General features: G+C 73.6%; 27 protein-coding genes. 13 read left to right on the forward strand and 14 right to left on the reverse strand.

Translation table 11 applies throughout. The features are described 5' to 3' along the window. The first annotated feature begins 28 nt into the window (after positions 1-28). Complete coding sequence (locus HCU62_RS09280) at positions 29-766, forward strand: hypothetical protein (protein ID WP_163298360.1); 738 nt, start codon at positions 29-31, stop codon at positions 764-766. Continuing rightward, the gene (gene aroB, locus HCU62_RS09285; protein WP_163298359.1) at positions 763-1,884 is read left to right on the forward strand and encodes a 3-dehydroquinate synthase; all 1,122 of its coding nucleotides are present in this window, start codon (positions 763-765) and stop codon (positions 1,882-1,884) included. Before HCU62_RS09280 ends, aroB begins: the two co-directional genes overlap by 4 nt. Here aroB and HCU62_RS09290 read toward each other — a convergent pair. From HCU62_RS09290 to ndk, 6 genes are all read right to left on the reverse strand, one after another. Continuing rightward, entirely contained in the window at positions 1,782-4,352 is a 2,571-nt protein-coding gene (locus tag HCU62_RS09290) for a DNA internalization-related competence protein ComEC/Rec2 (RefSeq protein ID WP_163298358.1), read from the reverse strand. The two genes, aroB and HCU62_RS09290, sit on opposite strands and share 103 nt — an antisense overlap. Next, positions 4,339-4,647, reverse strand: a complete 309-nt coding sequence (locus HCU62_RS09295; protein ID WP_163298357.1) for a chaperone modulator CbpM — start codon at positions 4,645-4,647, stop codon at positions 4,339-4,341. Before HCU62_RS09295 ends, HCU62_RS09290 begins: the two co-directional genes overlap by 14 nt. A 105-nt stretch (positions 4,648-4,752) precedes the next feature. Then, entirely contained in the window at positions 4,753-6,999 is a 2,247-nt protein-coding gene (locus tag HCU62_RS09300; RefSeq protein ID WP_163298356.1) for a vitamin B12-dependent ribonucleotide reductase, read from the reverse strand. A gap of 200 nt (positions 7,000-7,199) precedes the next feature. After that, on the reverse strand, positions 7,200-7,700 hold the full coding sequence (locus tag HCU62_RS09305) for a methylated-DNA--[protein]-cysteine S-methyltransferase (protein WP_163298355.1): 501 nt from the start codon (positions 7,698-7,700) through the stop codon (positions 7,200-7,202). Continuing rightward, positions 7,684-8,676, reverse strand: a complete 993-nt coding sequence (gene thiL, locus HCU62_RS09310; protein WP_169755584.1) for a thiamine-phosphate kinase — start codon at positions 8,674-8,676, stop codon at positions 7,684-7,686. The genes HCU62_RS09305 and thiL overlap by 17 nt, the downstream gene beginning before the upstream one ends. Before the next feature lies 1 nt (position 8,677). Beyond that, positions 8,678-9,091 (reverse strand): nucleoside-diphosphate kinase, encoded by a 414-nt coding sequence (ndk, locus tag HCU62_RS09315; RefSeq protein WP_163299034.1) that lies wholly within the window; start codon positions 9,089-9,091, stop codon positions 8,678-8,680. 201 nt (positions 9,092-9,292) lie between these two features. Between ndk and HCU62_RS09320 the strand changes: the two genes are divergently transcribed. From HCU62_RS09320 to HCU62_RS09340, 5 genes are all read left to right on the forward strand, one after another. Next, positions 9,293-9,742: a hypothetical protein gene (locus HCU62_RS09320; RefSeq protein ID WP_163299033.1), complete on the forward strand. Its 450-nt coding sequence runs from the start codon at positions 9,293-9,295 to the stop codon at positions 9,740-9,742. 64 nt (positions 9,743-9,806) lie between these two features. After that, entirely contained in the window at positions 9,807-10,400 is a 594-nt protein-coding gene (locus HCU62_RS09325; protein WP_163299032.1) for an RNA polymerase sigma factor, read from the forward strand. Then, complete coding sequence (locus HCU62_RS09330) at positions 10,397-10,765, forward strand: DUF3619 family protein (RefSeq protein ID WP_163299031.1); 369 nt, start codon at positions 10,397-10,399, stop codon at positions 10,763-10,765. The genes HCU62_RS09325 and HCU62_RS09330 overlap by 4 nt, the downstream gene beginning before the upstream one ends. Continuing rightward, entirely contained in the window at positions 10,755-11,000 is a 246-nt protein-coding gene (locus tag HCU62_RS09335; RefSeq protein ID WP_163299030.1) for a hypothetical protein, read from the forward strand. Before HCU62_RS09330 ends, HCU62_RS09335 begins: the two co-directional genes overlap by 11 nt. Further along, a complete protein-coding gene (locus HCU62_RS09340) occupies positions 10,978-11,487 on the forward strand; it encodes a DUF3106 domain-containing protein (protein WP_163299029.1) in 510 nt (169 codons plus the stop codon). Before HCU62_RS09335 ends, HCU62_RS09340 begins: the two co-directional genes overlap by 23 nt. Positions 11,488-11,498: 11 nt before the next feature. On the opposite strand, the gene HCU62_RS12880 is transcribed toward HCU62_RS09340, so the two are convergent. Beyond that, a complete protein-coding gene (locus tag HCU62_RS12880) occupies positions 11,499-12,326 on the reverse strand; it encodes a cupin domain-containing protein (RefSeq protein WP_309474820.1) in 828 nt (275 codons plus the stop codon). A 105-nt stretch (positions 12,327-12,431) separates the two neighbouring features. Then, positions 12,432-12,890, reverse strand: coding sequence for a bis(5'-nucleosyl)-tetraphosphatase (locus tag HCU62_RS09350; RefSeq protein ID WP_163299028.1), 459 nt, complete (start codon positions 12,888-12,890; stop codon positions 12,432-12,434). Between the two features lie 181 nt (positions 12,891-13,071). Here HCU62_RS09350 and HCU62_RS09355 point away from each other — a divergent pair, with 181 nt between their 5' ends. Beyond that, complete coding sequence (locus tag HCU62_RS09355) at positions 13,072-13,464, forward strand: hypothetical protein (protein ID WP_163299027.1); 393 nt, start codon at positions 13,072-13,074, stop codon at positions 13,462-13,464. Next, the gene (locus HCU62_RS09360; protein WP_163299026.1) at positions 13,461-13,982 is read left to right on the forward strand and encodes a hypothetical protein; all 522 of its coding nucleotides are present in this window, start codon (positions 13,461-13,463) and stop codon (positions 13,980-13,982) included. Before HCU62_RS09355 ends, HCU62_RS09360 begins: the two co-directional genes overlap by 4 nt. 8 nt (positions 13,983-13,990) lie before the next feature. On the opposite strand, the gene HCU62_RS09365 is transcribed toward HCU62_RS09360, so the two are convergent. The 4 genes from HCU62_RS09365 to HCU62_RS09380 form a co-directional block, all read right to left on the reverse strand. Next, a complete protein-coding gene (locus tag HCU62_RS09365) occupies positions 13,991-14,752 on the reverse strand; it encodes a YkgJ family cysteine cluster protein (RefSeq protein WP_163299025.1) in 762 nt (253 codons plus the stop codon). Further along, the gene (locus HCU62_RS09370) at positions 14,749-16,953 is read right to left on the reverse strand and encodes an ATP-binding protein (RefSeq protein ID WP_169755585.1); all 2,205 of its coding nucleotides are present in this window, start codon (positions 16,951-16,953) and stop codon (positions 14,749-14,751) included. Before HCU62_RS09370 ends, HCU62_RS09365 begins: the two co-directional genes overlap by 4 nt. Before the next feature lie 4 nt (positions 16,954-16,957). Further along, positions 16,958-17,500 (reverse strand): TlpA family protein disulfide reductase, encoded by a 543-nt coding sequence (locus tag HCU62_RS09375; RefSeq protein ID WP_163299023.1) that lies wholly within the window; start codon positions 17,498-17,500, stop codon positions 16,958-16,960. Positions 17,501-17,575: 75 nt separating this feature from the next. After that, complete coding sequence (locus HCU62_RS09380) at positions 17,576-18,010, reverse strand: helix-turn-helix domain-containing protein (protein ID WP_163299022.1); 435 nt, start codon at positions 18,008-18,010, stop codon at positions 17,576-17,578. A 162-nt stretch (positions 18,011-18,172) separates the two neighbouring features. Here HCU62_RS09380 and HCU62_RS09385 point away from each other — a divergent pair, with 162 nt between their 5' ends. Then, entirely contained in the window at positions 18,173-18,421 is a 249-nt protein-coding gene (locus tag HCU62_RS09385) for a hypothetical protein (RefSeq protein ID WP_169755586.1), read from the forward strand. A gap of 62 nt (positions 18,422-18,483) precedes the next feature. On the opposite strand, the gene HCU62_RS09390 is transcribed toward HCU62_RS09385, so the two are convergent. After that, entirely contained in the window at positions 18,484-19,095 is a 612-nt protein-coding gene (locus HCU62_RS09390; RefSeq protein WP_163299478.1) for a SagB/ThcOx family dehydrogenase, read from the reverse strand. A 388-nt stretch (positions 19,096-19,483) separates the two neighbouring features. On the opposite strand from HCU62_RS09390, the gene HCU62_RS09395 reads away from it, so the two are divergent. Further along, the gene (locus HCU62_RS09395) at positions 19,484-19,672 is read left to right on the forward strand and encodes a hypothetical protein (RefSeq protein ID WP_163299480.1); all 189 of its coding nucleotides are present in this window, start codon (positions 19,484-19,486) and stop codon (positions 19,670-19,672) included. A gap of 37 nt (positions 19,673-19,709) precedes the next feature. On the opposite strand, the gene HCU62_RS09400 is transcribed toward HCU62_RS09395, so the two are convergent. Beyond that, the gene (locus tag HCU62_RS09400) at positions 19,710-20,000 is read right to left on the reverse strand and encodes a late competence development ComFB family protein (RefSeq protein WP_163299482.1); all 291 of its coding nucleotides are present in this window, start codon (positions 19,998-20,000) and stop codon (positions 19,710-19,712) included. A gap of 91 nt (positions 20,001-20,091) precedes the next feature. On the opposite strand from HCU62_RS09400, the gene HCU62_RS09405 reads away from it, so the two are divergent. Then, a complete protein-coding gene (locus HCU62_RS09405; RefSeq protein ID WP_163299484.1) occupies positions 20,092-20,382 on the forward strand; it encodes a YheU family protein in 291 nt (96 codons plus the stop codon). Beyond that, the gene (gene glgB, locus HCU62_RS09410) at positions 20,379-22,316 is read left to right on the forward strand and encodes a 1,4-alpha-glucan branching protein GlgB (RefSeq protein ID WP_163299486.1); all 1,938 of its coding nucleotides are present in this window, start codon (positions 20,379-20,381) and stop codon (positions 22,314-22,316) included. The genes HCU62_RS09405 and glgB overlap by 4 nt, the downstream gene beginning before the upstream one ends. Positions 22,317-22,320: the final 4 nt, after the last annotated feature.

Consider the following 22,320-nt stretch of genomic DNA (forward strand, 5'->3'; position numbering starts at 1 on the left):
CCGGCGCCCGTCCTTCTCCGGAGGCCCCGTGACCCAGGACATCGCCCAGGCCCTGGCCTACCAGGTGAAGCAGGAGATCGCCCAGCAGTACTTCGGCTTCCGGAAGGTCATCGAGCGGGACCGGCAGCGCCTCGAGGACTGGATCCGCCGCTTGAACCGCGACTACGAGGAGAAGGTGGGGCGCGACCTGGCCCGGATGTACACCCTCCTCCAGCGGCCGGAGCTCATCGACCGGTTCCTGGCGCTGGCGGGGTTCGAGGACCGGCCCTTCTACGATCCCTACGTGGCCGGGTCGCCCACCATCCGGCGGCGGCTGCTCCGGCGGATCCACCGCCACGGCTGGACGGACCGGGGGCGGTTCTGGCACCTGGTGGAGGAGAGCTACCGGCGCCTCTTCCGCGACGTCTACGCCTACCACGACGACTGGGAGGCGGCCCGGGAGGAGGCGGCGGTCATCAACGAGGAGATCCGGAAGTTCACGGAGAAGTTCGCCCTGGACGAGATCGTGGCCTTCATCCAGGAGCTGGACCGGCGCACCGAGGCCGTCTCGGTGCTCGGCGGGGAGACGGCCGCGGGGTCCGTGGAGGCGCTCCAGGAGAAGATGGCGCTGGCACCTCTTCCGCCCCTGGAGGAACGGGCGCCCCGGCTGCCCTACCTCCCGGCGCCGGACCGGATCCGGGACGACCTGAAGGCCCTGGCCTACGAGGCCTTCGCCGCCCAGGAGCCGGGCTTCCGCCGGCTGCTCCGGGAGGACGAGGAGGCATGAAGACCATGGGAGACCTGAGCGCGGCCTGGGAACGGGTCCGCGTGGAACTGGGGGCGGCCAGCTACGACATCCTCATCGGCCCGGGGCTCCTGGCCGAGGTGGGGGGCGACCTCCGCGAGCGGCCCCTCGGCCATCGCTACGTGGTCGTCACCGACGAGACGGTGGCCGACTACCTGGGGGCCGACCTCGAGCGGCTCCTCCGGGACGAGGGGCTCCGGGTGGACCTCCTGTCGTTCCCCGCCGGGGAGGCCTCGAAGCACATGGGCACGGTGGTGGACCTGGCCCGGCGCATGGTGGCCCTCGGCTGCGACCGCCGGAGCGTCGTCCTGGCCCTCGGCGGCGGCGTGGTGGGGGACGTGGCCGGGTTCCTCGCCTCCATCTACATGCGGGGCGTGCCCTGCATCCAGCTCCCCACCACGCTGCTCGCCCAGGTGGACAGCTCCGTGGGCGGAAAGACCGGGGTGGATCTGCCCGAGGGGAAGAACCTGGTGGGCACCTTCTACCAGCCCCGGCGGGTCTACGCCGACATCGGGGCCTTGGCGAGTCTCCCCCCGGCCGAGCTCCGAAACGGCCTCGCCGAGGTGGTGAAGTACGGCATGATCCGCAGCCCGGAGCTCTTCGCCCTCCTCGAGGCGCGGGGCCGTGAGATCCTCGATCTCGAGCCCGAGACGGTGGCCGAGGTGGTGGCCCGCTCCTGCCGCATCAAGGCCGAGGTGGTGGCGGCCGACGAGCGGGAGGGCGGTCTCCGGCGCATCCTGAACTTCGGCCACACCGTGGGCCACGCCGTGGAGGCGGCCTCGGACTACCGGCTGCCCCACGGCTCCGCGGTGGCCGTGGGCATGGCGGTGATCGCCCGCCTCTCCGTGGAGATGGGGCTCATGCCCCCGGCGGACGAGGCCCGGCTGCTCGCCCTCCTCGACGCCCTGGGGCTGCCCCGCCGGGTGCCCGACGGGATCGAGACCGGGCACCTCCTGGAGCTCCTCCGGCACGACAAGAAGGCCGATGCCGGCCGGGTTCACTTTGTGCTCTCGGAGGGGATCGGCGCCACCCGGATCACGCCGGAGGTGGACGAGGCGGCGCTGGCGGGTGCCGTGGACGCCACCCGCTCGGCCCCCTGATCCGCCGCCTCCGCCCGGAAGAAGGGGCCCGGGGGTGAGCCGGTCACGGTCCAGGCGGTGCCGTCCCACCGGGCGGTGACCGTCCCGTTCCGGTCGGTGCGGAGTACCGGGATCCCGGCCCGCCGGTACCGGGCCAGGACCTCCGGGGCGGGGTGGCCGAAGGCGTTCCGCCAGCCGGCCGAGCAGACGGCGACCCGGGGGCGGACGCGGGCCAGGAAGGCCGGGCTGCTGGCGGAGCGGCTTCCGTGGTGGGGCATCACCAGGATGTCCGCGGGAGGAAGCCCCGATTCGACGAGGCACGCCTCCCGCCGCCGGTCGATGTCGCCCGGAAGGAGCAGGGAGGCCGGGCCCGCCTGCACCCGGAGGACCAGGGAACGGGCGTTCCGGCCGCCCCGTCGGCTGCAGCCCCCGGCCGGGAGGACTTCCACCTCGGCCCCGCCGAGGGTGACCCGTCCCGGCCGTCGCCACACCCGGACGGGGACCTTCCGGGCCGCCGCCGCCTCCATGAGGAGCCGCCAGGTCTCGTCCCGGGATCGGTCCCCGTTGGCCCAGATCTCCCCCACATCGAACTGTTCCACCAGGGCCGGGAGCCCGCCCACGTGGTCCGCCTCCGGGTGCGAGGCCACCAGGACGTCGATCCGCGTCCGGCCGAGGGTGCGGAGGAAGGGGGCCACCACCCGGGCCCCCATGTCGTAGGCCGTCCCGCGCCGGCCGCCCCCGTCCACCACCACGACCTTCCCGCCGGGCAGTTCCACCACCTGGCTGGTCCCCTGGCCCACGTCCAGGACGTGGAGGACGAGGTCGCGCCCGGCCGGGTTCGGGGCGCCCGCGGCCCAGCCGGCGGCGAGGAGGAGGGCGCCGGCCAGGGAGATCGCGCCCCGCCGCCGCGCGCCCCGGCCGAGGGCCACGAGCCCCGCCGCCAGGAGGGCGGCGTAGGCCGTGACGGGGAGGATACCCGGCCGGGGGATCCAGGCGGCGGCCCCCGGCAGGGCGGCGGCCCGTTCCACCAGAGCGGCGACGGCGGAGAGCACCGGGGCGAGGCCCTTCCATGCGAGGGCCGCCGCGCCCGGCGCCACGGGCCACAGGAGGGCGGCGAGGAGGAGGGCCGGGAGCACGAGGCCGCCCACCACCGGGACCGCCGCCAGGTTGGCCGCGAGGCCCAGGGGGGAGAAGCGCTGGAAGTGCCAGGCCACCAGGGGGGCCGTGGCCGCCGTGGCCACCAGGGTGACCAGGACGCAGGCCCGGGCCCGCCGCCGGAACCATCCCGGGGTCTCGTCCGCGTCGCCGCCGGCGCCTCCAAGGAGCGGCGCGGCCAGCACCAGGAAGAAGACCGCGGCGAAGGAGAGCTGGAAGGAGACGTCGAAGAGGTAGCAGGGGTCGAGGAGGAGCAGCCCCCAGCCGGCCAGGGCCAGGGCGTTCAGGGGGGCCTGGGGCCGGTCGGCCAGGAGCGCCGTCCCGAAGGCCCCCACCATGAGGAGGGCCCGGAGGGCCGAGGGGCTGAAGCCGGCGAGACCCGCGTAGGCGGCCGCCGCCGCCAGGGCCGCCGCCGTCGCCGTCTTCCGGAGGTGGAGATGCTCCAGGCACCAGCGGGAGCGCCGGAGGCACCAGGCGAGCCCCCCGCCCGCGAAGAGCGCCACCATGGCGAGGTGCAGGCCCGAGACCGCGAGCAGGTGCCCGATGCCGGTCCGGGCGAAGGCCTCCCGGACCGCCGGCTCGAGCTCGGCCTTCTCCCCCAGGGTCATGGCCACGGCGAGGCCCCTGGCGGGCTGCGGGAGCCGGGCCCGGAGGGCGCCGAGGAGGCGGGCCCGGGTCCGTTCGAGCCGGAGGCGGGCCCGGGAGATCGCCCCGGAGGGGGCGGGGGCGGCCGCCCGGAGGAGGCGCAGGGGATGATCCACGAAGCCGGCCACCCGGACGTCCCGGGTCGCCCACCGGTTCTCCCGGTCGAAGGCCCCGGGCGCCCGGTGGTTGCGGATGGGCTTGAGCCGGCAGGCGAAGCGGATCCAGGCGCCCGGTTCGAGGTCCTCCGGCGCCAGCCCCCGCACCGCGAGGGCCAGCCGCCCGTGGAGGGGCCGGTCACCGGCGGGGTCGTGGAGCGCGGCCACGGCCACGAGGGCGAGGACCCCGTCCTCCGTGGCCACGGGGGCCCGAAGGACCTGGCCCGTGAGGACGTGGCGGCCGGGACGGGCCGAGAGGGCCACGAGGTCCGCCGAGGCCGCCCGGAGGGTGTCCAGCCGGTGATTCCAGGCGGCCTGGCCGAGGGCCGTGAAGAGGAGCACGGCAGCCGCGGCGGCGGGGAGGCGCCGATCGGCCGGCCCGAACCCCCGGGCGAGGGCGGCGAGCTCCGCCCCCCCGCCGATCCCGGCGGCGAGGGCCCACGCCCCGGCTCCCGGCCAGGACCGGCCGAGGGCGATGCCCAGGGCGAAGGCGGCCAGCGGGAGGAGCAGCCGCCCCGGGTCAGTCGTCCTCAAGGACGCGGACCCGCCGGACCTCCAGGGGGCGCGCCCGCCCGCCGCCCCCGGGGCGCGGGTCGCCCTCCAGCCGGTCGAGGAGGCGCAGGATGATGTCGATGCCGGCGAGGTTCACGCCGAGGTCCTTCCGCAGCCGCCGGATCCGGTGGAGCCGCCGAAGCGCCGCCTCGTCGAGGAGACACCGGCCCCCCACCCGGCGTACCTCCACCAGCCCCTCCCGGATGCAGCAGCGGACGAAGCCCGGGCTCAGGCCCACCTCCCGGCAGGCGATCTTCAGGGTGTAGGTGGTCGACACGGGGGCTTCACCTCGCGATGCCGATCTTCCGGCATGCGCCGCCACCGGCGCATGCCGGGCCGCTCGCTCAGGCTTCGGGGCCTCGTGACGGCGGGTCCATCCAGCTTAATCGCACTTGGAGAATCCGCAAGCGCGGCAGAGCAGGCACCCGCTCTCGGGTTCGAGCACCGATCCGCACTCGGGGCAGGCGAGGAGCGCGGTCTCCTTCTCCCGGGTCTCCACGTTGGCGATGCGCCCGAGCACCTTGGCCATGGCGTCCGGGCAGGACAGGAGCTGTTGCCCCTCCTGCCAGCTGGGCGACGGGCACCGGATGCCGGCCAGTTGCTTCACGATGGACTGGACGCGGATCCCGGACCGGAGGGCCAGGGAGATGAGGCGGCTTTCGGCCTCGATCTGGCACGCGGCGCACCCGCCGGCCTTGCCCATCTGGGCGAAGACCTCGCAGAGGTCCTGGTCGTCCCAGTTGACGGTGACATAGAGGTTGCCGCACCCGGTCCGCATCCGTTCCGTGACCCCCCGGGTCCGGAGCGGGCGGGGGCGGGGGGCGATCTTTCCGCCCGGGGCGGCGGCCGCGTCCGCGGTCTCCTTGGCCGTCTCCTTCTTCTTGAGGTTCAGGACCTGGACCGGCCGGCTCCCGTAGCGGTAGATGGTGAGGCCCTTGAGCCCCTGGCGCCAGGCGAGGAGGTAGGCCTTGCGGATGTCGTCCTTCGTGGCCGACTCGGGGAAGTTGATGGTCTTGGAGACGGCGTTGTCGGTGTGGCGCTGGAAGGCGGCCTGGACCGCGATGTGGTCCTCCGGGGCCACGTCCATGGAGGTGACGAAGATCCGCTGGATCTCCTCCGGGACCTCGTCCATGCCCTGGACCGAGCCCCGCTCGGCGATGCGCTCGAGGAGGGCCTCGGAGTAGGCCCCGGCCTTTTCCATGGCCTGTACGAAGAGCGGGTGGGCCTCCACCAGCTCCGTCCCGTCGAGCACCTTGCGGACGTAGCTCACGGAGAAGAGGGGCTCGATGCCGCTCGAGGCCCCGGCGATGATGCTGATGGTGCCCGTGGGGGCGATGGTGGTGGTGGTGGCGTTGCGCATGTAGGGGGTCTCGGGGGTGTCGTAGACGCTGCCCTTGTAGGCGGGGAAGTTGCCGCGCCGTTCGGCCAGCTCCGCCGAGGCGGCCTTGGACTCGCGGTTGATGAAGCCCATGACCTCCTCGGCCACCGTCCCGGCCTGGGCCGAGTTGTACGGGATGCCGAGCTGGATGAGGAGATCGGCGAAGCCCATGACCCCGAGGCCGATCTTGCGGGTGCGGAGGGTCATCTCCCGGATCTGCTCCAGGGGGAAGCGGTTGAGATCGATGACGTTGTCGAGGAAGTGGACCGCCCCGTGGACGGCCTCGCGCAGGGCGGGGTAGTCGATGGCCCCATCCACCACGAAGCGCCCGAGGTTGATGGAACCGAGGTTGCACGACTCGTAGGGGAGCAGCGGCTGCTCGCCGCAGGGGTTGGTGCTCTCGATCTCCCCGAGGTGGGGGGTGGGGTTGGCCTGGTTGATCCGGTCGAGGTAGACGATGCCCGGCTCCCCGCTGGCCCAGGCGGATTCCACGATGGTGTCGAAGACCCGGGTCGCCGGGATCCGGGCCACCTCCTGGCCCGTGGCGGGGTTGACCAGGCCGTAGTCTTCCTCGCGTTCCACCGCCTCCATGAAACGCTCGGTGAGGGCCACGGAGATGTTGAAGTTGTTGAGGCGGTCGGTCTGGGTCTTGGCGGTGATGAAGGCCTCGATGTCGGGGTGGTCCACCCGGAGGATGCCCATGTTGGCCCCCCGCCGGGTGCCGCCCTGCTTGATGGTCTCCGTGGCCACGTCGAAGATGGTCATGAAGGAGATGGGCCCGCTGGCCACGCCGTGGGTGGTCTGGACGCGGTCGCCCTCCGGGCGGATGCGGGAGAAGGAGAAGCCCGTTCCGCCGCCGCTCTTGTGGATCATGGCGGTGTGCTTCACCGCGTCGAAGATGCTCTCGATGGAGTCGTGGATGGGGAGCACGAAGCAGGCGGAGAGCTGGCCCAGCTCGCGGCCCGCGTTCATGAGGGTGGGGGAGTTGGGGAGGAACTTGAAGTCCGTCATGAGGCCGTAGAAGAAGTCGGCCACCTCGTCCACGTCCACGTCGGGGTCGTAGCGGAGGTCCGCCTGGGCGATGGTCCGGGCCACGCGGCGGAACATGTCCTCCGGCCGCTCGACGACCTTCCCGCGATTGTCCTTCCGGAGGTAGCGCCGGGCGAGCACCACCAGGGCGTTCTCGCTGAGCGGGAGATCGGTCTTGGGCAGTTCGGAGTCGAGCTTGGTGGACGGCTTGTTGGATGTCATTTTCCCCCCTAAAGATGCGCTAAAAGACACAAGATGTAGTGGTTGGAGAAAACCTCTGCGCCCTATTTTGTGGAGGCAGGGACAGCCTGTCAAGGGCCAATTTACCTTCTCGATGTTCCGCGCGGGTTTGGGTCCCGGAGGGCCGGATCCAGGCGGGCCTGGAGGCGGAACCGGTGCCTCGGCGGGGGCGCGGGGGCGGCTCAGGCGGCCTCCTGCTCGAGGTCCAGCAGGAGGCGTTTCAGGCGCAGGCCGGCGGAGAAGCCCGTGAGGGCGCCGCCGGCCCCCACCACCCGGTGGCAGGGGACGACGAGGGGCAGGGGGTTGGCGGCCAGGGCCCGGCCCACGGCCCGGGGGGCGGTGCCGAGTTCCCCGGCCAGCGCCCCGTAGGTCCGGGTCCGCCCCCGGGGGATGGCCCGGGCGGCCGTCCAGACCCGGTGCTGGAAGGGGGTCCCGCCGGGGTCCAGGGGGAGTCCCCCGAAGGCGTCCGGGTCGCCGGCGAGCCACGCCGCCAGGCGGCGGGCGAGATCCCGGTCGCGGGGCGACCGCGGCGGCGGCCCCCCGGGCGCCAGTCGGAGCGCCAGCCGCGCCAGGGCCCCGCCGCGCCAGGCGGGGCGGACGAGGAGCCGGGCCCCGCCGAGGGGGAGGGAGACGGCATCGCCCCACTCGGCCCGGCGGGGCCGGGGTTCAGAACCGGTGTTCATGGCCGGTGAAGGTGATGTCGCGGCGGCGGGCCCCCTCACGGAGGCGGACGCCCCGGCCCGCCACGATGCGGCCGATCCGGTGGGGCGGGCGGCCGAGGGCCCGTGCGGCGGCGGCGCGGACCTCGCCTTCCCGCCCCGGGGGGACGGTCCAGAGGAGTTCGTAGTCCTCGCCGCCGGCGAGGGCCCAGTCCAGGGGACGGCGGTCCAGGCGGCGGGCGGCCCGGCGGAGGGCCCGGGAGAGGGGGAGGCGGGCGGCGTCCACCTCGGCCCCCACGCCCCCGGCCTCGCAGAGGTGGGCGAGGTCCGTGGCCAGGCCGTCCGAGAGGTCGATGGCCGCGGTGACCGCCCCGGTGGCGGCCAGCGCCCGGCCGAGGCCGAGGCGCGGCTCCGGATCGAGCTGGGCGCGGACGAGTCGCCGGAAGGCCGCCGGGCGGGGGCGGTGCGGGCAGAGGCCGGCCTCGAGGAGGGCGAGTCCGGCGGCGGCCTCTCCCAGGGGGCCGGAGCAGTAGACGATGTCCCCGGGCCGGGCGCCGGCCCGGCCCATGACGCGGCCGGGCTCCGCCTCCCCCGCGAGGGCGAGGGTGAGGACCAGGCCGCCGGGGCTCCGCACCGTGTCGCCGCCCGCGAGGGCCGCCCCGAACGCCTCGAGGCGCTCGGTGAGCCCGGCGAGGAAGGGATCCCAGAAGGCCGGGTCGAGGCCCGCCGGCACCGCCAGGGAGAGGAGCGCCCAGCGGGGCCGCCCCCCCATGGCGGCGATGTCGCTCAGGTTGACGGCGGCGGTCTTGCGGCCGAGGCGGAAGGGATCCGTGGTCTCCAGTCGGAAGTGGACCCCCTCGGCCAGGGTGTCGGTGGTCAGGAGCAGGACGTGCCCCGGGGTGGGCGCCCCCACGGCGCAGTCGTCACCGATGCCGGCGACCAGGCCGGCGGCGGCGCGTTCCGCCGCCCGGGCGATGCGGCGGATGAGGTCCCGTTCCAAGTCAGCAGATGTCCATCTCGCTGAAGAAGTAAGCGATCTCGGTGCGGGCGGTCTCGGGGGCGTCCGAGCCGTGGACGATGTTCTTTTCGATGTCCGAGGCGAAGTCCGCGCGGATGGTGCCCGGCTTGGCCTCCTTGTAGTTGGTGGCGCCCATGAGCTCCCGGTTCTTCCGGATGACGTCCTCCCCCTCGAGGACCATGACCACGATGGGGCCGGAGGACATGAAATCGGTGAGGCTCTCGAAGAAGGGCTTGCCGCGGTGGACGGCGTAGAAGCCCTCGGCCTCGGCCTTGGTGAGGCGGAGCATCTTCATGGCGGCGATCCGGATGCCGGCGGCCTCGAACCGCCGGATGATCTCTCCGATGAGCTTCTTCTCCACTCCGTCGGGCTTGATGATGGACAGGGTGCGTTCCATTGGAATCGTCTCCTTCGTGCAACGTGGAATCTGCGGCGGAGGCCGCCGGGCCGGCAGTTCCTGCCTGCCGGGACCGCTGACTATAGCTTGAAAGGAGGCGTTTTGAAACCCCGGCCCGGGGCGGCTGTCAACCGACGGCCGCCCCGTGCGTTGACGAGGACAGAAGCGAAACCTTCGAGTGAACCGAAAGGAGGACACGACATGGATCGCACCACACGGACGACACTCATGGCCTTCGTGATCGCCGGGCTGCTCGCCGGCCCCGCCCTCTCCGCCCGCGCGGCGGACGACGCCGGTGACCGGATCGACCGGCGCCTCGATGCCCGCGGCGATCGGATCGATCAGCGCCTCGATGCCCGCGGCGACCGGGTGGATGCCCGCCTCGACGAACGGGGGGACCGGATCGACCGGCGGCTCGACGAGCGGGCCGACCGGGCCCGGGAGAACGGCCGGGAAGGGCTGGCCAACCGCCTGGACCGCCGCGGTGACCGGATCGACCGGCGCCTCGATGCCCGCGGTGACCGGGTGGACCGGCGCTTGGACCGCCGTGGCGACCGGATCGACCGGCGGCTCGATGCCCGCGGCGACCGGGTGGAGCGCCGTTTCGACCGGCGGCACGAGCGGCGAGTGCGCCGCCGGATTCATCGGTGACACCCGCGGCGACGATGAGTAGGGTGGCGGGGGGGCGGCCGGGCCGCCCCCGCCGCCGCATGCCATGCAGGAGGCCTTTGGCGTGCCGGAGACGGGAGGTGCCGACCCGGATCGGCGGGCGGCCCTGGATCGGTTTCTCGGGGAGGTCCAGGTCCGGGCCTTTCGGATGGCGCACTTCGCCACGGGCGACCGGGAGGAGGCCCTGGACATCGTCCAGGACGCCATGTTCGCCCTGGTCCGGGGCTACGGCGGGCGCCCGCCGGCCGAGTGGCGGCCCCTCTTCTTTCGCGTGCTCCAGAACCGCATCCGCGACTGGCACCGGCGCACGGCGGTCCGGCGGCGCTGGCGGCGCTGGCTGCACGGCCCGGACCGGGAGGGCGAAGGGGCGGCCGCGGGGGATCCCCTCCAGGAGGTGGCGGACCCCGGCGGACGCGACCCGTCCGACGCCGCCGCCGACCGCGCCGCCCGGGACGCCCTGGAGCGGGCCATCCGGGAGCTGCCCCTCCGCCAGCAGCAGGCCTTCCTCTTGCGGGCCTGGGAGGGGCTCGGCGTGGCGGAGACCGCCGCCGCCATGGGCTGTTCCGAGGGGAGCGTGAAGACACACTATTCCAGGGCGGTTCACGCCCTCCGCCGCCGGCTGGAGGCATACCGGCCATGAAGGGGAACGAAACGGACCGGTTCGTCGAAAGGACCCGCCGCCTCCTGGACCAGGGGGCGCGCGACATCGACGCCGCCACCCTGGCCCGGCTCGACCGGGCCCGCCGCCGGGCCCTGGCCGGGGAACGGCCGGCCCGCCGGCTCCTCCTCGATCTCCGCCGCCTGTTCCCGGCGGCGGCCCTCCTGGGGGCCGCCGCGGCGGCCGCCCTGGCCCTGGTCCTCCGCGTGGAGACGCCCCGGACGGCCGCCCCGCTGGCGGCGGCCCTGGAAGACCTCGAGGTCGTGACGGCGCCGGAGCCCCTGGACTTCTACGCCGACCTCGACTTCTACGCGTGGATGGCGGCGGAGACGGACGATGCAGGCTAGGGCCTTCCTGGCACTCCTCTGCTTGCTGGCGGCGGGGTGGGGCCCCCGGGCCGCCGCCCGGGCCGCCGGGAGCGGCGGCGAGGGGGAGGCCCCCCCGGTGGAACTCCTGGAGTTTCTCGGGGAGTGGGAAACGGACGACGGGCAGTGGGTGGCGCCGGAGGACGTGGAGCGGATGGATCTGCCCGAAGACCATGGAGCATGGAGGGACAGCCATGAAGACCCCTCGGCTTCCTAGCGGCCTCCTGGCCGGCCTCCTGGCCGCCTGTTGGATCCTCGCCGCCCCGGGCGCGGCGGGGGCGGCGGGCGCGGTCTCGTGGGACCGGCTGGCCCCGGAGGAACAGCGGGTGCTGGCCCCCCTGGAGCAGCGTTGGGATCGCCTTCCGCCCGAGCGCCGGCAGCGGCTCCAGAAGGGTGCCCGCCGGTGGCTGCGGATGGGCCCGGAGGAGCGGCGCCGGGCCCGGGAGCGGCTCGAGCGCTGGCGGCGGCTTTCGCCCGAGGCGCGGCAGCGGATCCGCGAGCGGTTCCGGCGGTTCAAACGGCTGCCGCCCGAGGAGCGGCGGCGGCTGCTCCGCGCCCGGGAGCGTTTCCGGCGGCTCCCGCCGGAGCGGCGCCGCCAACTCCGCGAACGGTGGCTGCGGATGGGCCCGGAGGAGCGGCAGCGCATCCGGGAGCGCCTGCGCGGAGGCGGCTCCAGGTCTTTCGGCGGGCGGGGGCGGCCCTGAGGGCCCGGGGCTCAGGCGTAGTGGAGGGCGAGCCAGACCGTGGGTTCGCCGGGGTCGGTCCAGGTCACCCGGTGGCGCCGGCGGGCGGGGATGGTGACGTGCCCGCCGGGGCCGAGCTCCACGGGCGCGTCCACACCCTCGAACTCCAGCCGGGCCCGTCCCCGGATCACCATGACCCACTCGTGGGTGTCGGACTCGAGCCAGCGGCCCTCCGGGGTCGCCTGGCCCCGCGAGACGATCCGTTCCAGGCGGAACGCCCCGGTCTCCAGCAGGGTCTCGAAGGTCTCTCGGGAGAGGTCCGCCGGAAGCTCCGCCAGGAGGTCGCCGGGGCGGAGCTCCTCAAGCATCCGCCGGCGCTTTTCGGCCTGCACCTCGGCGAGCCGGGTGTGGAGCTGGTGGCGGATCTCGTAGTTGGCCACCACGATGTCCTTCACCAGTCGTTCGAAGGCGAGGTCGTCGGTCTTGACGATCTCGTCGTAGCGGGCGTTGATGAGGGATTGTTCCGTGTCGCGGGCGAACCGGAGCACCGCCTCCGGGTCGGCCCGTCCGCCGGCCACATCGTCGATGCGTGCCTTGAGGTCCGCCAGCATCCGGTCCAGGACCTTGGGCTGGAAGAAGACCCGGTGGCCCTCGTAGCGTTCCGGGTGCTCGGTGACGAGGCGGGCCATCTCCCCGATGTTCCGGGCGTGGCCCTGTTCCTGTGCCTCGAGGTCGGCCCAGAAGTCGCGCTCTTCGGGCCAGGCCGCGGCGCAGGCCTTGTAGAGGGCCGCCAGCGTCAGCTCCAGCTTGGCCATCATCTTGAATCCGTTGAGGAGGTTTTCGAGATCGGCGGGGTTCATGGCGTGGGCGTGTCTCCTCCCGGGGCGCCGCTCCCCTCCCGGCGGCGCTCTTTCCCTGTAGATCGGCCGTGGCGGGGGAAATCTTTACCCCTTTTGCGGGCGGGTTCAACCCGTGTACCCCGCCACCAGGCCGTGGGCCCAGTCCAGGACGGGCCGGACCCGCTCGGCCAGGCGGGCCCGGGCCTCCGGGTAGGCGAGCCACCGGAACTCGTCGTGTTCCGGGTGGCCCAGCTCGGGGTTGACCGGTAGGTGGACGTCGCCCGTCCTGGAGACGGCCAGGTAGTAGCGCGCCACCTTGCCCGGGCCGTAGGGCGGGGTCTCGCGGCAGGCCTCGCCCCAGGGGAATTCCAGGTCTTCCAGGCCGGTCTCTTCCCGGATCTCCCGCAGGGCCGCCTGGAAGGGGGTCTCCCCGGGTTCCACGAGGCCCTTCGGGAAGTCCCAGTAGCCGAAGGCGCGGAGGAGGAGGTAGCGGGGGCCGGCGCCGCCGGGCCGGACGATCACCGCCCCGGCGGAGAGGGAGCGGGCCCCTCCCGGAGACCGGCGGGCTGCGGAGCTGGACGGCATGGCGATACCTCGGGACGCGGCGTGCCGGCGCGGGCGCCAGCCGGCCCCTAGGATGCCACGGCCGCCGGGAAAGGCAAGCCCGGGCGACGAGGGGCGTCCCCGGCCCCGGCGAGTTGCCTTCCGGGGCCGCATTCTATACTCTTTTTGGGAGATCCGTGGAAATCCGCTCGGGGAGGCCGCCGTGACCGTACGAAAGATCAGCGCCGCCTACGCCGGCGGCACCGTGGGCGCCCTGGTGGGGAGCCTGCTCCTGTGGCTGCTCGGCAGCGCGGGGGTCACCGCCATGATGGGGGTGGCCATCCACCCCAGGCTGACCGCGGCCTGGCTCTACCCCCGCCTGGTGTGGGGCGGCCTCTGGGGGCTGCTCTTCCTGGTGCCTTTGCTCCGGGGGCGCCCGGTGGCCCGGGGCCTCGTCTTCGGCCTGGCCCCCAGTGCGGCCATGCTCGCCGTGGTGTTCCCCGGTACGGGCAAGGGCGTCCTCGGCGTGGGACTCGGCGCCCTCACCCCGCTCCTGGTCCTGGCCATGAACGCCGTCTGGGGGGTGACGGCCTCCCTGTGGGAGCGGAGCGGGTGACCGCGATCGATTGGCAGACCCTCCTGAGCCTGGTCCTCATCCTGGCCGGCGCCGGGGTCCTGTGCGCCGGGCTCTTCAAGCTCCGGGAGCTCTTCGACGCCGTCTCCTACGTGGCGGAGGGCCGCCGCAGGGGCGTGACCCGGTTCCTCCAGGCCTTCCGGGTCCTCGTGGTCTTCTTCCTGGCCGGATACCTGGCGGTGGCCCTGGCCTTCGCCCGGGAGCACCTGATCCTCGGGAAGGTCTTCGTGAGCCTGGTCTTCTTCCTCGGGGCCGTCTTCGTCTTCCTGGCCCTGGTGCTCCACGCCCGGATGCTCGCCGAGTTCAAGTCCACCCTGCACGGGCTGGTCCCCATCTGCATGCGGTGCAAGAAGATCCGCCTGGAGGCGGCGGATCCCGCCGACCCCGCCTCGTGGACGGAGATCGAGTCCTACGTGTCGAAGCGGACGGAGGCCAGGTTCTCCCACGGTCTCTGCCCCGACTGCCTCGAGGAGATGCGGCGCCAGATCCCGGGGCGTTGAGGCCGCCCTCAGGGGCCGAAGAGATCGGGGATCTCGCCCTCCGGGGGGGCGGGCCCCGCCGCCCGCCCTTGGACCGCGGCCCGCGTCCAGTGGAACTTTCCGGCCACGGCCCCGTCGAGGCCGAGGGCCAGGGCCGCCGCCAGGAACCCCAAGTCACCGTAGAAGACGGTGCGGAAGGTCTCGTGGGCCGGCCCGGCCGCCCGGGAGAGGGCCTCGACCCGCTCCGAAAGGTCCAGGAGGGTCTCGTCGCCGGGGAGCGTGCCCGCCGCCGCGCGGACCTCCCGGCAGTACGGGACGTGGAAGCCCGTCACGGCCCGGGGCAGATGCACCCCCAGCCGGGCCCACTGCGCCCGGAGGCCCTCCCGGGCGGCGCGGTCGGCCTCGGCCAACCGACGGTACCTTCCCGGGGACCAGAGGCCGTAGGCCCGGCAGCCGAAGAAGCGGGCCTCGTAGACCAGGCAGGCGCCGTCTTCGAGGAAGGGACAGCCGGGGATCTCCACCGCGTTCCGGAAGAACCACTCCACGAGCCGCCGGGTGACCCGCCGCCGGGTCCCGCCGGGCAGTGCCGCCAGGCGGTCCAGGACGGCCAGGGCCTCGATGAGGGTGGCCGCCGGCAGGAGGGCGCAGCAACGGGCCCGGCGGCGGCAGCGGGTGGCGGGCAACTCCGCGTAGAGGGCGGCGAGCTCCGCCAGCCGAAGGGCCGCCTCCCGCCGCAGGCGGCGGAGGGCATCGGCGGAGAGCACCGGGGGGACGCCCCCCGGCGCGGTCACCGGGCCGCCTCCCCGGCGGCCGCCGCGGCCAGGGGCAGCCGGAGGACGAAGGCCGTTCCTTCTCCCGGCGCGTTCTCCACCTCGACGCGGCCGCCGTGGTCCTCCACGATCTTCCGGCAGATGGAGAGGCCGAGCCCGGTGCCCTGGCGCCCGGCGCCGCTGAAGAAGGGTTCGAAGATCCGCTCCAGGTGATCCGGCGGTATCCCCGCCCCCGTGTCCGCCATCCGGATCTCCACCCCCGGCTGGCCCCCGATGTCGCAGGGACGCGTGGCCACCGTGAGCCGGCCGCCCCCCGGCATGGCCTCCAGGGCGTTTCGGACCAGGTGGTCGAGGGCGTTTCGGATCTGGGGGCCGTCCAGCTCCGCGGGCGGCAGGCGGCCGAAGTCCGTGGTCACCTCGATGCCCTGGTCGGAGAGGGCGGGCCCGAATTCCTCCAGCGATTCCCGGGCCAGGGCGTTCAGGTCCAGGGGGGCCTTCTCCAGCGGGGTGGTCCGCGTGTAGACGGCCAGGGCCTCGATGAGGGCCTCCAGGCGGGAGGCCTCCTCCAGGATGACCCGGGTGTAGTCCTTCTCCCGGGTCGCGTCGGGGAAGGCGCGGTGGAGGCGCCGGGCGAGGCCCCCGAGGGCGGTCACGGGGTTTCGGATCTCGTGGGCCACGTTGAAGGCCAGGCGGCCCAGGGCCGAGAGCTTTTCCGAGCGCGCGAGGCGATCCCGGAGCTCGGCCTTCTCGCGTTCCACCCGGTGGTGTTCCACGATGCCCGCCAGGGCGTCGGCCACGGAGCGCAGGAAGGCCTCTTCCCTCGGGTCGCGGCAGTGGCCGGCCGGCAACGTGACCGTGAGCACCCCCACGGCCGTGCCGCCGCACCGGATGGGCAGGCAGTAGTGGCCGTGTGGGGCGAGGCCGGGGCAGGGGCCCACGGCCTGGTCGCCCGGGCACTCGCCGAAGACGACCCGGTCCTCGGCGGCGGCCCGGCCGCAGAGACAGCGATCCAGCGGAATCTCCGCGCAGCGCGCCGCGGCCTCCGCGGGGAGGCCCCTCTGGGCCTTGAGCACCAGGGGCCCGGTGGGCGACTCCGCCAGGAAGACGGCGGCGCGCCCCTCCTCGGCCATGGCGGGCAGGGTGAGGATCCGCTCCAGGGCGTAGTCGAGCTGGGAGGCGAGGGAGGCCGGCCTCAGGGAGTGGGCGAGGATGTCGCTCACCACCCGCTGGTACCGGTAGGCGCGCTCGAGGGCGGCCTCGGCCGCCCGGCGCTCCGTCACGTCCCGGACGTCGATGAGGACCCGGGTCCCTTCCTCGGTCTCCACCGGGTTGAGGCTGATGTCCACCGGGAACTCGCGGCCGTCCTTGGTGAGCCCCACGGTCTTGATGCCGGCCTCCATGGGGACGTGGGCGGGGGCCTCGAGGAAGGCCCGGACGCGGCGCCGGTGGCCGTTCCGGTACCGCTCGGGGATGAGCCGCTCCACGTCGGCGCCCAGGAGTTCCTCCCGGGTGTAGCCGAAGAGCATCTCCATCCGGGCGTTGACGTAGGCGAGGCGCCCGCGCCGGTCCACCAGGGCCATGGCGTCGGGGGCGCGGTCGATGAGGTCGCGGAAACGTCGTTCCGCCTGCTGCCGGCGGGTGATCTCGGCTTCCAGCGGGCCCATGGCCGTCACCCGCAGGACGAGCCACAGCATTCCGGCGAAGAGCGCCGCCACCAGGAGGGATCGGAGCCCGAGGTGGAGGGCGAACCGGGAGAGCTCGGCCCGGAGGCCCGCAAGGTCCCGTTGCATCTCCAGGCGGACCAGCGTGCGGTCCCCGTCGCGGACCTCGTGGTCCAGGCGGAGGGTGGGCCGGTCCGGGGGGAGGGGCTTTTGGACCCGGGCGAGGACGAAGCCGTCCGGGGCCACGGCGGACAGGGCCGCGATGTCGTCGTGCTCCAAGGCCCAGCGCTCGAGGAGCCGGGCGGCGTTTTCGGTGTCGCTTCGAAGGAGGGCCTCCCGGGTCGCCGTCCCCATGAGGGCGACCTCCCGGGCGGCGTCCCGGCGGGCCTCGGCGATGAGGAGCCGGTGCCGATGGACCAGCAGGGCGGCGTCCACGGCGGCCAGGAAGGCGAGGAGCAGCGCAAGGCACGCCGCCATGCTCCCCTTGTAGCGGAACCTCGGCCGCCCGGCCCGGCGCCGTTCCCTTCCCGTGGACCGCTCTCGGTGCCGCCCCGCGGCCATGGGATCAGGGACGGGGCCCGGGGCCCGGGGGGAGGTAGCCCTCGAGGCGGGCGAGGACCTCGGGGGCGTTCCAGTGGCGCGGCCCGATGGCCTTCTCGCGGAGGATGCCGTCGGGGCCCACGATGTAGGTCTCGGGGACGCCGGTGATGCCGTAGGCGGCGGCCGCCGCCCCGCCGGGATCCTCCAGGATCGGGAAGGCGCAGCCCACGAGCCGGAGGAGCCGGCGGGCCCGGGCCGGGTCGTCGTTCACCACCACGGTCAGCATGGTGAAGGGCCGCCCCTCCATGGCGCGGCGAAGTCCCTCCAGGGACGGCAGCTCGCTGCGGCAGGGCGGGCACCACGTGGCCCAGAAGTTCAGGAAGACCACCCGGCCCCGGAAGTCCTCGAGGCGCCGGGCCCGGCCGTTCTCGTCCAGGAGGGTGAAGGCGGGGGCGGGCCGGCCCACCCTGGCGCCGGCGGGCGGGGCCTGGCGGCAGCCGCCGGCCGCAAGCACCACGGCGGCGAGGAGCATCGGGAAGAGGCGGTGGGGGTGAAGGGTCGCGTGCATGGCCGTCGGCCCGGGTGACACCAGGCCTTTCGGCACGGAGGATACCACGTCCCGGCCGCGGGGAACAGGGGCGGCTCAGGCCTCCTCGCCGCCTCGTTCCAGGAGGAAGAGGTCCGTCACGTGGTCGAGGACCTCCTGGCGGCGCCGGGGGGAAAGGCCGCGGAAGAGGCGGAGGAGCCGGGCCTCGCGGCGGTCGAGCCCGCCGTAGGGCGAAGCGGCCGGTCCCTCCCGCACCCCGGCCGGTTCTCCGTCGCCGGCCGGGGGCGCTTCGTGGAACATCGGCCCGTCGCCGGAGACGAGGTAGCCGCGGTTGATCCGATACCGGATCTCCAGGAGCTGGAGGACGGCCGAGCTGGGGCGTGCCTTCCCTTTCTCGATGTCTGAAATATAACTTCCTGATATACCTATAGGTTCAGCAAACTTCCGCTGGGTGAGGCCCAGGGTCTTCCGGATGCGGCGAAGGCGGCCGCCGAGGCCGGTTGTCGGATCTTCCGAAAAAGAGGTTGACATGATCGGCTTGTCCGAATTAGTCTAGACGGCGAAGACGACTCGTTGGAGTTTTTGGCCGAAATCGCCCGTCTCGTGACCCGGTCGTGGATCGTTTTATCAACCGGTCCTCGAAAAGGCAACGTGCGGGGTCTTGACGGGAGAGCGCAGGGGGGGTGGGGCACGGTGCGGCCGGGAAGGGATGCACCGCCGCCCGGCCACCGGGGCCGGGGGCGGCAGGGGCGGTGCCGGGACGGGTGCCCGGGGGCCTCTGGGCGGTGCCGGGGAGCCCTGGGGCTGCCGCCGGACCCGGAGGACCTGGACGATCCCGTGGCGCTGGCGGCCTACCTGGAGGGCCTGCGGGCCCATCGCCGTGCCCTGGTGTTCTACGAGGCGGCGGTGCGGCGCCTGCTTCGGCTCGGGCAGGGGCGCTGAGCCGGGCCCCGGGGTTTCCTCCCCGGTTCTTCCCCGCCTCCCGGCCGGCGGCCCCGCCCGGGTCAGGCCGGGCGCCCCACGGGGATCACGGCCACGGGCTCGTGGGGGGGCGGAAGGCCGAGGACGGCCTGGACCTCGGCGTCCCGGAAGGCGCCGACGAGGGTGCCGCCGAGGCCGAGGGCGACGGCCGCGAGGAGCAGGCCCTGGGCGGCGCAGCCCGCTTCAACGAGGGCGTAGCGGATGCCCCGGGTGCCGTACTTGCCGGTGATCCGGGCATACTCCACGGTGAACACGAAGGCGGCGGGGGCCTCCGCCATCCACCACTGGCCCAGGGAGGCGGCGGCGAGGTCCCGGCGGCGGTCGCCCGCCGCCACGCGGGAGATCTCGTGGCCCTGGGGGCGGTAGCGGTAGACCCCGGCCGGGAGGCCGGCCACGCCGCCCTCCCCGGAGACGGCGTAGACGTCCAGGGGGTGGAGGGCCCCGCCGGAGGGCGCGGTTCGGTAGGCGGGGCCGGGGCCGGTGATCCCCTGGGCCGCCCAGAGCAGCTGCGAGAGGGCGGCCGGCGGGAGCGGGCCGGGGGCGAAGGCCCGGACGGAGCGGCGGGCGGCCAGGGCCTGCGCGAGGGAGGCTCCGCCGGAAAGCTCCGGCGGCGGGAGGGCCAGGGTCGTTGTCATGGGGGCCCTTGCGGCGGCGGGGCTGGAATGGGAACCGGGAGGTGGCCGGGCGGGCCGTTCCCCGGCCGGTCCTTTTTCTTTTTTATACGGCCGCGTGACCCCGGTGGCAACCGGCGCCGGGAGGGGGAGGGGCCGCTTCCTTGCGCCGCCGGCCAAGCGATCCCCCGCTGTCGCGGTCTCTTGCCAGGATTCCCGGCCGCGGCGGTGCCTTCGGTATGCCCCGGCTCCCGGGGGTCCTTGCGCCGTGCAGGTGGCGGTGGGGGCCGATCCGTCCTATCCTTGAACCACAATCTTTCATTGCCTCGCCTCCCCCCCGTTCCGGGGGAGGCGGGGCAACGGGGTCCCGGGGCCGCGCGCGGCATGCCGGGGAACCGGAAAGGAGCCGCACATGGTCGAGGGAAAGGCGCCGCCCCGGAAGGAGAAGCCCGATCCGGCCCGCATGGCGGTCCTGCGGTCGCTCCCCCTGGAGATCAAGCAGCAGATCACCGGCGAGGAGGCCCAGGCCTTCCTCTACGGGGAACCCCTCCCCGAGAGCCTGATGGAGAAGCTCGGGCCCTACCTGGTGGACGAGGATTGACGGCCGCTCCCCGGGCCCGGGCCGGGCGGGTGCCGCCTCAGCCGTGATGGGGCCGCGCCCGCACCTTGGTGATGGCGAGGTCCACCGCCTCCCGGACGGCCTTCTCCCACCGCTGGACCTCCTCGTCGGTGCGGAAGAGGTCCGTGGCCATGGAGGCGGCGTAGCGGGGCTTCAGGTGGTTGAGGGCGAGGGCCGTGACGTCCAGGAGGCAGTCCCGGCAGGCGCAGGGAAGGCGCCCCTCGCCCTGGAGGCGGGTGACGAGTTCCATGACCTTCTCCTCGTTTTCGTTGACGAGCTGGTCCCGGAGGTCGTAGATTGTCTCTGCCATTTTGGACCCTTTCCGTTCGGTGATCTCTCTTTCCTTGTCGGCCGGCGGGCCGCTCTCCTGTAGCGGGACGCCGGGGGGAGGGTTCCGCGCCGTGGTGGTCGAGGTTCCCTGGCAGCGGCTGAGCCCCGAGGCCCTCAATGGGCTCCTGGAGGAGGTCGCCACCCGGGACGGCACCGACTACGGCGCCAGGGAGGTGACCCTCGGGGAGAAGGTGGCGGCCCTTCGCCGCCGCCTCGAGGAAGGGGCCGCGGTGGTGGTCTTCGACGAGGCCACCGGGACGGCGAACATCGTTTCCCGGGAGCAGCTCGCCGCCCGGCGGCCGCGTCCGGCCGGGCGTCGGGGCGGGCTGAACCCGGGACCGGAGGCGGGGCCGCGGAGATGAAGAAGAGAGAGAAACGGGGGCGGGGCCCGGCGCCCACCCCCTTCCTGCTCACCGATTACGACCTTTACCTCCACATGGAGGGGACCTTCCTCCGGGCCTGGGAGAAGCTGGGCGCCCATCCCGGGGAGGTGGACGGCACCCGGGGCACGTGGTTCGCCGTCTGGGCCCCCAACGCCGAGCGGGTCTTCGTGGTGGGCGACTTCAACGGCTGGCGGGAGGGGGCCCACGAGCTCCGCTGCCGGGGCGGCTCCGGCGTGTGGGAGGCCTTCGTCCCCGGGGTCGAGAAGGGCGCCCTCTACAAGTTCGTCATCCGCTCCCGCTACAACGGTTACCGGGCCGAGAAGGCGGACCCCTACGGCTTCTTCTTCGAGCTCCGGCCCCGGTCGGCCTCCATCGTCTGGGACCTCGGCGGCCACGAGTGGGGCGACGGGGAATGGATGGCGGCCCGCCGGGAGAGAAACGCCCTCGACGCCCCCATCTCCATCTACGAGGTCCACCTCGGCTCCTGGATGCGGGCGCCGGAGGAAGGGGGGCGCTGGCTCACCTACCGAGAGCTCGCCCCGCGCCTTGCGGCCTACGCCCGCGACATGGGCTTCACCCACGTGGAGCTGCTCCCGGTGATGGAGCACCCCCTGGACGCCTCGTGGGGCTACCAGGTCCTGGGCTACTTCGCCCCCACCAGCCGCTTCGGCACCCCGCAGGACTTCATGTTCCTCGTGGACACCCTGCACCGGGCGGGCATCGGCGTCATCCTCGACTGGGTCCCGGCCCATTTCCCCACCGACGGCCACGGCCTCGCCTTCTTCGACGGCACCCACCTCTACGAGCACGCCGACCCCCGCCAGCGGGAACACAAGGACTGGGGGACCTTCATCTTCAACTACGGGCGGCGCGAGGTGGCGGGCTTCCTCCTCTCCAACGCCCTCTTCTGGCTGGATGTCTACCACGTCGACGGGCTCCGGGTGGACGCCGTGGCCTCCATGCTCTACCTGGACTACTCCCGGGAGGAGGGGGAGTGGATCCCCAACGCCTACGGCGGGCGGGAGAACCTCGACGCGGTGGCCTTCATCCGGCGCTTCAACGAGATGGTCTACCGGGAGCAGCCCGGCGCCTTCACCGTGGCGGAGGAGTCCACCGCCTGGCCCATGGTCTCGCGGCCCACCTACCTCGGGGGGCTCGGCTTCGGCTACAAGTGGAACATGGGGTGGATGCACGACACCCTGCTCTACATGTCCAAGGACCCGGTGCACCGCAAATACCACCACAACAACCTGACCTTCAGCCTCCTCTACGCCTTCCACGAGAACTTCATCCTGCCCTTTTCCCACGACGAGGTGGTCCACGGCAAGGGCGCCATGCTGGCGAAGATGCCGGGCGACCTCTGGCAGCGCTTCGCCAACCTCCGCCTCCTCTACGGCTACATGTACGCCCATCCCGGCAAGAAGCTCCTCTTCATGGGGTGCGAGATCGGCCAGTGGAACGAGTGGAACCACGATGCCAGCCTCGACTGGCATCTCCTCGACTACCCCCTCCACCAGGGGCTCCAGAGCTGGGTCCGGGACCTGAACCACCTGCTGCGCCGGGTGCCCGCCCTCCACGAGGTGGACTTCGAGCCCTCGGGCTTTTCCTGGATCGACTGCAGCGACAGCCAGCAGAGCGTCTTGGCCTTCCTCCGGCGGGGCCGGCGGCCGGAGGAGGTGGTGCTGGCGGTCTGCAACTTCACGCCGGTCCCCCGGCACGGCTACCGGCTGGGGGTCCCCGCGCCGGGCCCCTGGCGCGAGGTCCTCAACAGCGACGCCGAGTGCTACGGGGGCAGCGGCCAGGGGAACATGGGCGGCGTCGAGGCCGAGCCCGTCCCCTCCCACGGCCATCCCTGGTCCGTGGTCCTCACGCTGCCGCCGCTCGGTGCGCTCTTCTTCCGGCCGGGCGCGTAACGGC

This window comes from Dissulfurirhabdus thermomarina (assembly GCF_012979235.1).
GTDB lineage: Bacteria > Desulfobacterota > Dissulfuribacteria > Dissulfuribacterales > Dissulfurirhabdaceae > Dissulfurirhabdus > Dissulfurirhabdus thermomarina.

Excerpts from the sequence above, each read along its gene's own strand:
- aroB (WP_163298359.1), top strand. The coding sequence starts at position 763 with ATGAAGACCATGGGAGACCTGAGCGCGGCCTGGGAACGGGTCCGCGTG.
- HCU62_RS09300 (WP_163298356.1), bottom strand. The coding sequence starts at position 6,999 with ATGACATCCAACAAGCCGTCCACCAAGCTCGACTCCGAACTGCCCAAG.
- HCU62_RS09305 (WP_163298355.1), bottom strand. The coding sequence starts at position 7,700 with ATGAACACCGGTTCTGAACCCCGGCCCCGCCGGGCCGAGTGGGGCGAT.
- ndk (WP_163299034.1), bottom strand. The coding sequence starts at position 9,091 with ATGGAACGCACCCTGTCCATCATCAAGCCCGACGGAGTGGAGAAGAAG.
- HCU62_RS09320 (WP_163299033.1), top strand. The coding sequence starts at position 9,293 with ATGGATCGCACCACACGGACGACACTCATGGCCTTCGTGATCGCCGGG.
- HCU62_RS09325 (WP_163299032.1), top strand. The coding sequence starts at position 9,807 with ATGCAGGAGGCCTTTGGCGTGCCGGAGACGGGAGGTGCCGACCCGGAT.
- HCU62_RS09330 (WP_163299031.1), top strand. The coding sequence starts at position 10,397 with ATGAAGGGGAACGAAACGGACCGGTTCGTCGAAAGGACCCGCCGCCTC.
- HCU62_RS09335 (WP_163299030.1), top strand. The coding sequence starts at position 10,755 with ATGCAGGCTAGGGCCTTCCTGGCACTCCTCTGCTTGCTGGCGGCGGGG.
- HCU62_RS09340 (WP_163299029.1), top strand. The coding sequence starts at position 10,978 with ATGAAGACCCCTCGGCTTCCTAGCGGCCTCCTGGCCGGCCTCCTGGCC.
- HCU62_RS12880 (WP_309474820.1), bottom strand. The coding sequence starts at position 12,326 with ATGAACCCCGCCGATCTCGAAAACCTCCTCAACGGATTCAAGATGATG.
- HCU62_RS09350 (WP_163299028.1), bottom strand. The coding sequence starts at position 12,890 with ATGCCGTCCAGCTCCGCAGCCCGCCGGTCTCCGGGAGGGGCCCGCTCC.
- HCU62_RS09370 (WP_169755585.1), bottom strand. The coding sequence starts at position 16,953 with ATGGCCGCGGGGCGGCACCGAGAGCGGTCCACGGGAAGGGAACGGCGC.
- HCU62_RS09375 (WP_163299023.1), bottom strand. The coding sequence starts at position 17,500 with ATGCACGCGACCCTTCACCCCCACCGCCTCTTCCCGATGCTCCTCGCC.
- HCU62_RS09380 (WP_163299022.1), bottom strand. The coding sequence starts at position 18,010 with ATGTCAACCTCTTTTTCGGAAGATCCGACAACCGGCCTCGGCGGCCGC.
- HCU62_RS09390 (WP_163299478.1), bottom strand. The coding sequence starts at position 19,095 with ATGACAACGACCCTGGCCCTCCCGCCGCCGGAGCTTTCCGGCGGAGCC.
- HCU62_RS09395 (WP_163299480.1), top strand. The coding sequence starts at position 19,484 with ATGGTCGAGGGAAAGGCGCCGCCCCGGAAGGAGAAGCCCGATCCGGCC.
- HCU62_RS09400 (WP_163299482.1), bottom strand. The coding sequence starts at position 20,000 with ATGGCAGAGACAATCTACGACCTCCGGGACCAGCTCGTCAACGAAAAC.
- glgB (WP_163299486.1), top strand. The coding sequence starts at position 20,379 with ATGAAGAAGAGAGAGAAACGGGGGCGGGGCCCGGCGCCCACCCCCTTC.